This is a genomic window from Spirosoma aureum, from assembly GCF_011604685.1.
GTDB classification, from domain to species: domain Bacteria; phylum Bacteroidota; class Bacteroidia; order Cytophagales; family Spirosomataceae; genus Spirosoma; species Spirosoma aureum.
This window is the reverse complement of record NZ_CP050063.1, coordinates 3425671-3437925: the sequence shown is the minus strand read 5'-3', so window position 1 is coordinate 3437925 and position 12255 is coordinate 3425671. Positions and strand designations below refer to the sequence as shown.

General features: G+C 50.0%; 9 protein-coding genes. 7 read left to right on the top strand and 2 right to left on the bottom strand.

Features of this window, described 5'->3' with window-relative positions:
- Window positions 1-100: 100 nt before the first annotated feature.
- Together G8759_RS13515 and G8759_RS13510 are read right to left on the bottom strand one after the other, a co-directional pair.
- Complete coding sequence (locus tag G8759_RS13515) at window positions 101-1210, bottom strand: Gfo/Idh/MocA family protein (protein ID WP_167208781.1); 1110 nt, start codon at window positions 1208-1210, stop codon at window positions 101-103.
- Between the two features lie 81 nt (window positions 1211-1291).
- Window positions 1292-2755, bottom strand: a complete 1464-nt coding sequence (locus tag G8759_RS13510) for a DEAD/DEAH box helicase (RefSeq protein WP_167218931.1) — start codon at window positions 2753-2755, stop codon at window positions 1292-1294.
- Between the two features lie 469 nt (window positions 2756-3224).
- On the opposite strand from G8759_RS13510, the gene hisG reads away from it, so the two are divergent.
- The 7 genes from hisG (at window position 3225) to G8759_RS13475 (ending at window position 12250) form a co-directional block, all read left to right on the top strand.
- A complete protein-coding gene (gene hisG / locus G8759_RS13505; protein ID WP_167208779.1) occupies window positions 3225-4085 on the top strand; it encodes an ATP phosphoribosyltransferase in 861 nt (286 codons plus the stop codon).
- Window positions 4086-4174: 89 nt separating this feature from the next.
- Entirely contained in the window at window positions 4175-5470 is a 1296-nt protein-coding gene (hisD, locus tag G8759_RS13500; RefSeq protein WP_167208777.1) for a histidinol dehydrogenase, read from the top strand.
- Between the two features lie 16 nt (window positions 5471-5486).
- Entirely contained in the window at window positions 5487-6671 is a 1185-nt protein-coding gene (locus tag G8759_RS13495; protein ID WP_167208775.1) for an aminotransferase class V-fold PLP-dependent enzyme, read from the top strand.
- Window positions 6668-7171 (top strand): peptide deformylase, encoded by a 504-nt coding sequence (locus G8759_RS13490; protein ID WP_167208773.1) that lies wholly within the window; start codon window positions 6668-6670, stop codon window positions 7169-7171. The genes G8759_RS13495 and G8759_RS13490 overlap by 4 nt, the downstream gene beginning before the upstream one ends.
- Window positions 7172-7194: 23 nt before the next feature.
- Window positions 7195-8289 carry a histidinol-phosphate transaminase gene (hisC, locus tag G8759_RS13485; RefSeq protein WP_167208771.1) on the top strand — a complete coding sequence of 365 codons (1095 nt, stop codon included), beginning with the start codon at window positions 7195-7197 and terminating at the stop codon, window positions 8287-8289.
- Window positions 8290-8304: 15 nt separating this feature from the next.
- Entirely contained in the window at window positions 8305-8835 is a 531-nt protein-coding gene (locus G8759_RS13480) for a hypothetical protein (protein ID WP_167208769.1), read from the top strand.
- 70 nt (window positions 8836-8905) lie between these two features.
- On the top strand, window positions 8906-12250 hold the full coding sequence (locus G8759_RS13475) for a UvrD-helicase domain-containing protein (RefSeq protein ID WP_167208767.1): 3345 nt from the start codon (window positions 8906-8908) through the stop codon (window positions 12248-12250).
- The last annotated feature ends 5 nt before the right edge of the window (window positions 12251-12255 follow it).

Below are 12255 nucleotides of genomic sequence, written 5' to 3'. Positions count from 1 at the left end.
AATAACCCTTCGTTTCCCAGTTATGACTCTATCGTTTCCAGTGAATCGGGCGAATTCGCAATGGTCACGTTATCCCCAAAAACGTCTTCTTAACTAGCTATCAGACCCGCCAGTCGATGGTTATTTTTCGGCCGGTATCGGCAGCTTGTAATATAGCACCGATTAGCTTGATATCTTTCCAACCTTCTTCGCCCGATGCTTCCGGTTTTGTTTTGTTCTGAATTGACTGAATAAAGGCATCCATTTGGGCTGTTTGCTGGAAACGGGGTGAGGGTACATCCATCGCCCCTTTGCTGGTGATTCCCTGCGCCCCCGTTGCATTGAAAGACGGTTCAAGTTTAAACCAGCCACGTTCGCAGGTAACGTAAAGTCTATCTACGTACGACGAATAGGTCGTGCTGGAATGGGCTACCGTGCCATTCGGAAATTCAAACTGCCAGAACACAGTCTCGTAAATATCCTTGAAATGCTCCTTATCGAATGTAAATGCCTGAGCTGTCACGCTGATTGGGTCGGCATTGAGTGTTCGGCGAGCACCCTGGATCGCATAAACGCCCAGGTCCATAATAGCTCCACCCCCACCGATTTTCTTGTCAAGTCGCCAGGAATTTGGTCCCGGTACAGTAAACCCCAGTCCCGATTCAATCACCTTTACACGACCAAATGTTTTCTCGGTTGCCAACCGGCGCATCTCCAGATGGTGCGGTTCAAAATAAAGCCGATAACCGACCGATAGCTGAACCCCGGCTTTCTCACAGGCCGTAATCATCTGCCTGGCTTCGGCCGCGTTCATGGCCATTGGTTTCTCACAAATGACATGTTTACCCGCCTGGGCAGCCCGAATCGTATATTCGGCATGCAGAAAATTAGGCAAAACGACATAGACAATATCGATGGCTGGATTATCCCGAATCTGATCGAATGTCTGGTAGTTGTAGATGTTCTTTTCCGGAATGTTGTAGGTAGCCGCCCACGATTTAGCCTTTTCGGGCGACCCCGTTACAATACCGGCAAGGTAACAATTCTGGGTTTCGAGCAGGGCCGGAGCCAGCTGATTCGTGGCATAATTACCGAGCCCTACGAGTGCAATACCCAGTTTTTTTGCTTTAGGCGCACGATCGGCAACCAATTCTGCTGGTTGAACGAGTGCTCCGCCAACGGCCAAAGAAAGTGCTTGCAGGGAGGTTCTACGAGAAATAAGGGCCGCCATTTAATATCGATTTTTCGTTAAACGAACAAAAGATACTAAAAGAAAAACAGCCCTGCTTACCTATATCAGCTTTGTTGCATTTTATTCACCAACGGGCACTGAAGCTGTGGGCTGCCCCTGACGAGATCCGGCGTCACTCCCTTCCCGTTTTTCGCCCTTTGGCCCGCGACGACGTTTTTTCCGGCGCTTTGGTTTATCCGTTACCTGCCCTTCGGCAAGAACAGGGCGAGGCTCGCCATCGACTGCGAAATTCGTTACAGATTCGGTTGGCGTCGCTGATCCTTCCGGGCGAGGTTTTCGCTTTTCCCGCGATCGGCGATCAGTCTGGCCTTCTGCGGTTGGTACACCTCCGCTCTCAGGTCGTTTCTGACCATCCCGTCCTTTGCCCCGACTTTTCCCCCGGCCAAAACCGGCTTTTCCGCGCAATCCGCTAAAGCGCCGGGGATCGAACACAGGCGATTTACCCATGCCTAACTCTTCCGTGATAGACTGTTTTTCGACTTCGCGCTCAATGAGTTTTTCGATACTTACTATTCGATTCTGGTCCTGATCGCTGATGAATGTAATGGCAGTACCGGTCGTTGCCGCCCGAGCTGTCCGGCCAATACGGTGTACGTAATCTTCGGCATCGCGTGGAATGTCGTAGTTCACCACATGCGTCAGATTATCGATATCAATCCCCCGCGAAAGAACGTCGGTAGCGACAAGTATCGGAAAAGCCTTGTTCTTGAAATCACGTAGCACGACTTCACGATCGTCCTGATCGAGGTCGGAGCTAATACCACGAGCTTCGTATCCTAGTTTACTCAACGCCCGCACGATCCCATTCACTTCCGATTTTCGTGAAGTAAACAGCACCATGCTCTGCACTGGCGTTGGGCTATTTTGAATTAAATGAGCCAATAAAGGCAATTTTTGATTATCGAATGCCAGGTAAAACTGCTGATCGATACCTGCGGCTGGTTTCGAAACGGCCAGCCGTATTTCTTCGGGTTCAATCAGAATCCGACTTGAAAACTCCCGGATTTTGTTGGGCATCGTTGCCGAAAACAGCAGTGTTTGACGCTTTGATGGTAACTTGTTTACGATATTGAGAATATCATCCGAGAAGCCCATATCAAGCATTTTATCGGCTTCATCGAGGACTAAATAATCAATCTTATCGAAATTGACGTAACCCAGTTGCATGTGAGCAATGAGTCGGCCGGGCGTTGCGATAATAATGTCGGCACCTGTTTCGAGGGCTTTACGTTGCTTATCCCAATCGTCACCTTTCCCTCCGCCATAAATTGCGATGCTATTGGCCTGAACAAAATATCCGAATCCTTCAACCTGTTCGTCTATTTGCTTGGCCAGTTCACGCGTTGGCACCAGAATGAGCGTACTGGTATGATCATGATCAGCGTGAGAGATACGGTCGAGCAGTGGAATCAGGTAGGCTGCCGTCTTGCCGGTGCCCGTCTGCGCACTGGCGATAAGATCACGTCCGGCGAGGATTTTGGGAATGGCCAGCTCCTGGATGGGCGTGGCCTTTAAGTAGTTCATGGCGTCCACGCCGGCCAGCAGGTCGTCGTGAAGATTAAATTCCTGAAATGTCAAGGTAACAGCTAGTGAGGGTGAAAAACCGCTGACCTTGATTTCCCGGTCAGCAAACCGCTTGATTTGGAAACAAATATAACGAAATTTCGACTTAATTACCACATATCTCCTGAGCTTTTCCAGGCATCCCTATACTACTTACCCAATTTATTTTCTACCTTTGTGTCCATGATTTCCCAACTGGCACTCCTTTCTTCATTTCGACATCGTCGCCATCATCACGGCTGCTAAGCCGCTGCTGGTCAATTCTGCGACCTATCGCCTGTTGGTCCACGGTTTTCCTTACTTTTGCCCCTTAATTCAAACATAGCCCGACACTAAAGCCGTCGGTTGCTGGTTTTAATCCTACAATCAACGAGTTACGGATCGTATTCAGTCAATTATACTTCCTAAATCGTACATCATCCATTCAGTAATGTCTTCTGTATTACGCATTGCCTTACAAAAATCCGGTCGGCTGAGCGAAGATTCGTACCAGCTTTTTAAAGAATGCGGTATCCGTTTCGACTACGGTACTGGCAAACTCAAATCCGTTTCATCGAACTTTCCCGCAGAATTTCTATTCCTTCGCGACGATGACATTCCCGGCTATGTCGAAGATGGTGTTGCTGACCTCGGCATCGTGGGCGAAAACGTAGCCGTTGAAACGGGCCGCCCGGTGCAGACCGTTCATAAACTGGGCTTTTCAAAGTGTCGGCTGTCGATCGCGATTCCGCGTGGTAGCGATTGGACGGGCATTCAGAGTCTGGACGGTAAAAACATTGCAACCTCATACCCTAACCTGCTCGGCAATTACCTGGCGGGTCAGGGGGTTCGGGCGGAAATTCATGAAATTAGCGGTTCGGTCGAGATCGCGCCGAGTATTGGCCTGGCCGAAGCGGTTTGTGATATTGTTAGTTCAGGCAGTACGCTCATGAGCAACGGCCTTAAGGAAGTCGAAACCATTTTTCGATCAGAAGCCATTCTTATTTCCCGTTCCGAATTGGATGCCGACAAACAGGCGTTGGTCGATAAACTTCTGTTCCGGATTAAGTCGGTACAGGCTGCCAAGAATAACAAATATATTGTGCTGAATGCACCCAACCACGCCCTCGACCAGATTACGTCTTTATTGCCGGGTATGAAAAGCCCAACCGTGACACCTCTGGCAACGGAAGGCTGGAGTTCGGTTCATTCGGTGCTGAATGAAAATGAATTCTGGGAAAATATCGAAGCCATTCGGGCCGCGGGTGCCGAAGGGATTCTGGTGATTCCAATTGAGAAAATGATCTATTAAATAGCCTTAAGGGTGAGGGGTGAACATACGCCACGGCAAGTCAACGAAGCTACGGCGTATTGTCACTACTCACTCCCTGCTTCCAGAAAATGAACATTATTCCTTTTCCCAATCGCACCGAATGGCCTGAGTTACTGGCCCGCCCTGTGCAGTCAACGCAGCAGATCGAAGCGGCCGTTGCTCCGATTCTGGAACAGGTACGCACCGGGGGCGATGTTGCACTGATCGAACTGGCTCAGAAGTTCGACAAGATTGACTTGTCGGCCACTGGCCTCGAAATTCCCGTTACTGAACTTGATGCCGCTGAAGCGGAATTGAGCGATGAGCTGAAAGCCGCCATTCGTCAGGCGTACCAGAACATTCGTACGTTTCATGAGCGCCAAAAGCAACCCGTTGAAAAAATCGAAACCATGCCGGGTGTCGTATGCTGGCGTCGGAGCGTCGGCATTGAGAAAGTGGGGCTGTATATTCCGGGAGGAACTGCCCCCCTGTTCAGCACGGTTCTGATGCTGGGTGTTCCGGCACAACTGGCCGGTTGCCGTGACGTTGTACTCTGCACACCCAGCAATCACCCTGCTATTTATTTTGCAGCCAAACTGGTCGGCGTTACGAGGGTATTCCGCATTGGTGGTGCACAAGCCATTGCAGCCATGGCCTATGGAACAGAAACCGTTCCGCAGGTTTACAAAATTTTCGGACCGGGCAATCAATATGTTACAGCCGCCAAAATGCTGGTCGCCAAAGAAGGGATGGCTATTGATATGCCCGCCGGACCAAGTGAAGTAGCGGTTTATGCCGACGATTCGGCAGTTCCGGCATTCGTGGCGGCTGACCTGTTATCCCAGGCTGAACATGGTGCCGATAGCCAGGTGCTGTTGGTTTCAACCAGCAAACGCCTTATTGAACTCGTCAATCTGGTACTTCCTACCCAATTGAGCCGACTCTCCCGTCGCGATCTGGCGGCCAGAGCATTAGCAAACAGCAAGGCAATTCTGGTCGAAACTCAGGAAGAAGCCATTGATTTACTGAATGCTTACGCGGCTGAACACCTGATTTTAAGCATCAAAAATGCCGAGACGGTGGCGGAGCAGATTGTCAATGCCGGTTCGATCTTTCTGGGAAACTATACGCCCGAATCAGCGGGAGACTATGCATCGGGAACGAACCACACCCTGCCCACCAACGGTTTCGCGCGGGCATACAGTGGGGTTTCACTGGATAGTTTTGTCAAGAAAATCACGGTTCAGCACATTACTCCCGAAGGATTACAGAATCTGGGGCCAGTTGTGGAGGCCATGGCCGAAGCAGAATCGCTTGATGCTCATAAGCGGGCCGTAAGTTTGCGGTTGGCTAGCCTGGCAGAAATAAATCCGGCCAGATTTTAATTCATACGACCCGCTCATGCTTGATCTTTCCACCCTGCGCGCCGATACGCCCGGCGTTCAGCATGTAATTCACGTTAATAATGCCGGAGCAGCGCTCATGCCAAAGCCGGTTATCGACGCCATTACTGGCCACATCATGCTGGAAGCTGAACGAGGTGGGTATGAAGCGGCTGAGCAGCGAAAAGAGGCCATTCAGGGATTTTACCAGTCTACAGCTGACCTACTGAACACAACTGCCGATCACATTGCGGCCACGGCGAATGCAACTGATGCTTACTCCCGGGCATTGTCTTCGATTCCGTTCGAGCGGGGCGATGTGATATTGACCACGATCAACGATTACGTCTCAAACCAGCTTGCGTTTCTGTCGTTACAGAAGCGATTCGGCGTTAAAGTTGTTCGGGCTATTGACGATCCTCTGGGCGGGGTTTCGGTCAATGACATGGCACAGAAAATAAAGACGCTTCGCCCTAAACTGGTTGCGGTTACACACATTCCGACCAATTCGGGCCTGATCCAGCCCGTAGAAGCCATTGGGCAGCTGTGCCAGGAATTCGATGTGTTGTATCTGGTCGATGCCTGTCAATCAGTTGGGCAACTGCCTGTAGATGTGACCCAGATTCATTGCGATTTTCTCACCGCTACCTACCGAAAGTTCCTGCGTGGTCCGCGTGGAATGGGATTTCTATACGTTTCCGACAACGTATTGATCAGTAAGCTTGCCCCTTTATTTATCGATCTGCGCGGGGCTTCCTGGGAGTCTGCGGACAAATTTACGCCTGTCTCAACCGCTCAACGCTTTGAGGATTGGGAGTTTCCGTATGCGCTGGTTCTGGGGGCAGCCGAAGCCAATCGGTATGCCCTGAACATCGGGCTTGAAAACATTGCCCGGCGTAATACCGAACTAATTGAACTCTTGTCAACTCAACTGGCTGAACTACCAGGAGTACGACTACTCGATCAGGGGGAACGGCTGGCTAGTATCCTTACGCTGGTCACGGAGCGACGATCGGCAGTTGAGATAAAAAATGCGTTGCAGGCCGAACGTATCAACACCTCGCTCAGCCCTCGTGAAGCGGCTATTCTGGACTTCGATCACAAAGGAATGACAACAACTGCCCTGCGTATTTCGCCCCATTATTATAACACCGAAGACGAAATTCATACGCTGGTCGAAACCTTGAAACGAATTCTTAAATGAAACACCTTGCTGACCTTTTGCTGTTAGGTGACCCGCGTCTGTATGAAACCTGCGAACCCGTTCTGGAGTCAGAATTGCCGCTGGTTTCAGGCTGGGTGGCTGATTTACATTCGGTGATGGAAGAGATTCGGGCTAAATATCAGTTCGGACGGGGAATTGCCGCTCCGCAGTTAGGTATTATGAAGCGGTTGATTTACCTGAATGTCGATCGGCCCCAAGTCATCATTAATCCCGAATTTGTTTCAGTTAGCGACGAAACCGATGAACTTTGGGACGATTGCATGAGTTTTCCAAACTTACTGGTTCGTGTACGCCGACACCGCAATCTAACGTTGTCGTATCGGGATGAGAACTGGCAATCGCATATATGGAACATAACGGATTGGGGATTATCAGAGTTAGTTCAGCACGAATACGACCATCTGAACGGTGTCCTGTGCACAATGCGAGCCATCGACGCCCATTCATTCCGGTGGCGACCAACACCCGATACGAATTAATTACCAGCTAGTAACTACTCTTCATGTTTACTCTCAATACAATCCTTCGGCCTCATATCCTGACAATTACGCCTTACTCATCGGCCCGCGACGAGTATACGGGAAAAGAGGGAGTATTTCTGGATGCAAACGAAAATCCGCTGGGTTCAGCCACGCCACAGGGCGATTACAATCGGTATCCAGACCCGCACCAGTGGGCCATCAAACAGAAACTGGCCCCCATTAAGGGCGTACGGCCCAGTCAGATTTTTCTGGGTAATGGCTCTGATGAACCCATCGACCTGCTCGTTCGGGCAACCTGCACACCCGGTACAGATTCGATTCTGATCATGCCGCCAACCTACGGCATGTATGAAGTTTCGGCCAATATTAATGACGTTGAGCTTATCAAAGTCCCATTGACGCCCGATTTTCAGGTAGATTTAGATGCCGTGATTGGGTCAATTACCCCAAAAACGAAGCTCATCTGGCTATGTTCACCAAATAATCCGTCGGGCAATCTGCTCCAGGCCGATGCGATCCGAACAATTCTCGACATTGCTGACCACTCGCTGGTGATTGTCGACGAAGCCTATATTGACTTTGCCAGCACCCCTTCCTGGACAAGTGAACTGGATAGGTACCCCAATCTGGTTGTTCTTCAAACATTCTCAAAAGCCTGGGGCTTGGCGGCACTACGATTAGGCATGTGCTTCGCGTCGGAAGAGCTGATCGGTGTGATGAACAAAATTAAACCGCCTTACAACATATCCGCTCCCACACAGGCGTTAGCGCTCGAAGCTCTAAGCCGTGAAGCTGAAAAGGACAATATGGTTACTAAGATTTTAGCCGAACGAGCGGTTTTGGCCGAAAATCTGCGTTCTTTGCCATTTGTGGAGGTTATTCACCCATCGGATGCGAACTTTTTGCTGGTTCAATTCGACGATGCGAAAGCAACATTCGACTATCTGATTAATCAGCAGGTGATTGTTCGCGATCGCTCGAAGGTGAAGCTGTGTGATGGTTGCCTACGGATCTCAGTGGGAACAGCTGCTGAAAATGAGCGCCTTATAGAAACACTTCGTCACATGACTACCGAAGATCCGGCCACCCAATCGACATTAGTATCAAATTCGTAGCTTGCTATCATTTCTATGGGAAAATCGATTCTGCTTGTAACACTCGCTCTAATAGGCTGGTTAATGGTGCCAAATCAGGCACAGGCACAGTATAACAATTGGTCGGTGGGTTTTCGGATCGGAGAGCCGTCGGGCGTCAATGTTCGGAAATACTTCGGCAACAACCATGCATTCGATCTCAATATTGGCACCTATGGCGGCCTGTACGGAACCAAACGCAGCTATCGTTCGGGCGACTACAAGAGCGTTGGGCTGGCCATACAGGGGCATTACCTGTGGCACACGGCCCTGAGCAAAAGTGAAAGTATTCGAGCCTATTATGGCTTTGGTGGCCAAATCAACACGCGTCGTTATTACCCACCCCGGCTCAATGGCGAATATGAAAATGCACTGTCGTTAGGCGGATCAGGTATTGGCGGTCTGGAGTTTTTTCCGGCAAGTAAACCGTACTCTTTCTTTCTGGAAACAGGCGTTTACGTCGAACTTCTCCAGGCTCCATTTTTCCTGAACCTCAATACGGGTTTGGGGTTGCGGTATAACTTTTAGACGTTAGGAATCAGGTGTTAGGAGCGAGAAGACCCGTCAGAATTCTCCATACTCCTAACTCTTTGCTCGTATGTTCAAGATTTATAGTTCTTCGGCCGGGTCGGGCAAAACGTACACGCTCACCAAAGAATACCTCAAGCTGGCCCTACGGCCAAATGAGCAGGACGGGTATTTCCGGCATATTCTGGCAGTAACATTCACGAATGCGGCTGCCAATGAAATGAAGAACCGAATTCTTGAACGACTGGCCGACATTGCCGGAGGCAAGGAATTACCGCTCTTAGACGAGTTAGTCATTGAGCTATATGGCGTTCATGCAGCCAGCGAGTCTGCTTTTGACATTGCCAAGGCTGATCTTCGTCGAAAAGCAGACTCGGTTTTCAAGACTATTCTGCACCGATACGCCGATTTCAGCGTCACCACAATCGATTCGTTCACGCAGCGCGTCGTTATGGCGTTTACGGATGAGCTAGGCTTCCCCTATTCGTTTGAGGTAGAATTAGACACCGACGAAGTGCTCGAACTGGCCATCGATAATCTCATCGAGAAGGCAGGCACCGACGAAATGGACGAGATTACGACCATTTTGAGTGAGTATTATACCCATACGGCAGCCGAAGGCAAAAGCTGGAACCAACTTCCTGAGTTGCTGAAAGAGTTTGGCAAAAACCTGACCTCCGACCAGTTCTACGAAGCCGTTAATGCCGCTCAGGAATTATCGCCGGGCGCTTTACGAAACATCCGAATCCAGTTACTGAACCACAACCAGGAGGTTGAAGCCGCAATTATCGGGCAAGGGCAACGTGCCTGGAAATTAATTACCGACGCGGGACTCGACGAAACCGACTTCAGTTATGGAGCCAGCGGTGTAGGTGGCTATTTAAAAGCCATCGCCGAAGGCAACGCCAAAAAAGAAGCCGGAACACGCGTCTACAATGCCCTCAACAATGGTGACTGGTACGGCAAGAAAACGCCGTTGCCAATTCAGGCGATGATTGATGGTATGGCCGCAGAACTGTGCGACTGCATTTCGCAAATCAATACCATACGGGATACAAACGGGCGGCAGGTAATTCTGTTCGACTGCCTGTTGCCACACCTCCAGAAGCTCGCCCTCCTGAAACAGATGCGGATTGAGTTCGATGATCTGTTACGTAAAGACGGGCGGGTACATATTTCAGAGTTCAACAAGAAAATTCTTAGCATTGTCGCATCGGAACCAGTGCCGTTTCTTTACGAACGGCTTGGCACCAAATACAATCATATTCTGATCGACGAGTTTCAGGATACATCGCGCTTGCAATTTGCGAATCTTCTGCCATTGATCGAAAATTCTCTGGGTGCCGAACATTTCAACCTGGCCGTTGGCGATGGGAAACAAGCCATTTATCGCTTCCGGGGTGGTGATATGGATCAAATTGTAGCCCTGCACCGGAAAGACCTTGAGGGACTCAGACTGGCTCATAATCCGGGGTCGTGGACGGCCGATCGGATCGATATGCTCGATGGGCACTTACAGGATGAAATGCTCGATACAAATTGGCGCAGTGCCGAGCCGATCGTCCGATTCAACAATGACTTTTTTGAGTTTACAGCCCGCAAATTCGAACACCAGTACCCAAAACTCGCCGACGTTTTCGATACTGAACAGCAGTTTCACCAGAAAGCACAACCCGACGCCCGCAAGGCTGGTCATGTACAGATTGATTTCGTCGCAAAACATGAGGACAACGAGGCCGACCTTACAGCACTCATGCTTGATCAGACAATCACCCATCTGGAACAGGCGCTGGCAGATGGGTACGGATACGGCGATATTGCTATCCTCTGCCGCAAAAAAGCACATGCCAAAGCATTAGCCAATGAGCTGAATGCCAGACGAATTCCGCTGGTTTCAGCGGATTCGCTCTCGCTGGAATTCTCGGAGCCGGTCAAATGGATCGTTACGCTGATGCAGTTGCTTCAGCAACCTGACCAGAAAATGTTGCGCTACGAGCTCCTGTATCTCTTCCATCGGGTTGTTCGGGGTGTTTTTCCGGACGATGCCCTGACCGAAGAGCTTCAACGGGTGGCCGAAGGTGATTCACTGGGGGTATATGCCTATCTAACTACACAGGGGTATCCGCTCGACCCCTATGTGCTGGGGCAACTTAATCCCTATGAACTGGCCGAGCGATTAACCGCTCAGTTCAATTTATTCAGTCAGGCTGAACACAACCCTTTTTTATTCCGGTTTCTGGATGAAGTCCTGACGTTCAATCAGAAGCGCAGCGGGCATCTTAGCGATTTTCTGGTTTACTGGGACAGCGTCCGTCAGAAAGTATCCGTTGAGGGAAACGCCCTCAACGCCGTTAGCATCCAGACCATCCACCGTTCCAAAGGACTTGAGTTTCCCGTCGTTATCATTCCGTTTGCCAACTGGAAAGTCGAACCCATCAACGACAGTACTATCTGGCTTGATCTGACGGAAATTCGAACCGACATGCTCACCCACGAAAATGGTTTGGGCAAACTTATACGACTTACATCGGCCCCCGCCAATACAACCAGTAAATTACGTGGAGCGCCCGAATCGATTGCTGCTCAATACGAAGAAGAACTGACACGTACGTTTCTGGAAAACATGAACCTGCTCTACGTAGCGTTCACCCGGCCAACCGACCGGCTTTATATTATCAGTGAAGCCAAAGATTTCAGTAAAGGTCAGCAAAATACGATTAGTCACTGGTTGCACGCTTTCCTGCGCGATAGTGAAGTTGCCCGTACCTGCGGCTGTGCCTGGCAGGATGGTCAATTGAGTTATGAAATCAGCCTGTGTGCCGATGCATTTCCGCATCAGAAGGTTGAGGAAGATATTGATGAAATTTTTTTAGATGACGTCATTAGCGGCCATCGCGGACAGGATTTACAACTTCGCCGACAGGCAGAACGCGTTTTCGATGTCGCCACGTTTGAACGCACGCGCGAACGGGATCGAAAACTCTGTGCCGCATTGAGCCTGATCAAAGGTTCTGAAAGTATTGATCGAACACTCCGTCAGCTCGTCAGTGAAGGGCTGGTCCGCAACGCCGAATGTGCCGATTTAAAACAGGCGTTAACCGCCATTATCTCGCATCCCTCCTTAGCGCCCCTCTTCGACCCGACCCTGCGAATTGATACGGATCGCAGTATTTTGAGCAACAAACGTATTCACGGAGCCCCTCACCGCGTTGTTTATTACCCGGACGGTAGTGTTGTGCTTGTACAGTATGAATCACTACCCGGACTTTCGTCGGACTCTGCCCTCGCCCAAACTCCTAACCCGACGGATTCATTAAAGTATTTTACAAGTTTATACCGTGACATGGGCTTCCCTGAAGTTGAAGGTCGGTTGGTTTATTTAGCTGATGAACCAACCGTTGTCCGAATCACTTAACAGTT

Bases quoted from the DNA above. Each gene is read 5' to 3' on its own strand.
- G8759_RS13490 (WP_167208773.1), top strand. From the start codon at position 6,668: ATGAAACACCTTGCTGACCTTTTGCTGTTAGGTGACCCGCGTCTGTAT.
- hisD (WP_167208777.1), top strand. From the start codon at position 4,175: ATGAACATTATTCCTTTTCCCAATCGCACCGAATGGCCTGAGTTACTG.
- G8759_RS13510 (WP_167218931.1), bottom strand. From the start codon at position 2,755: ATGAACTACTTAAAGGCCACGCCCATCCAGGAGCTGGCCATTCCCAAA.
- hisG (WP_167208779.1), top strand. From the start codon at position 3,225: ATGTCTTCTGTATTACGCATTGCCTTACAAAAATCCGGTCGGCTGAGC.
- G8759_RS13475 (WP_167208767.1), top strand. From the start codon at position 8,906: ATGTTCAAGATTTATAGTTCTTCGGCCGGGTCGGGCAAAACGTACACG.
- G8759_RS13515 (WP_167208781.1), bottom strand. From the start codon at position 1,210: ATGGCGGCCCTTATTTCTCGTAGAACCTCCCTGCAAGCACTTTCTTTG.
- G8759_RS13480 (WP_167208769.1), top strand. From the start codon at position 8,305: ATGGGAAAATCGATTCTGCTTGTAACACTCGCTCTAATAGGCTGGTTA.
- G8759_RS13495 (WP_167208775.1), top strand. From the start codon at position 5,487: ATGCTTGATCTTTCCACCCTGCGCGCCGATACGCCCGGCGTTCAGCAT.
- hisC (WP_167208771.1), top strand. From the start codon at position 7,195: ATGTTTACTCTCAATACAATCCTTCGGCCTCATATCCTGACAATTACG.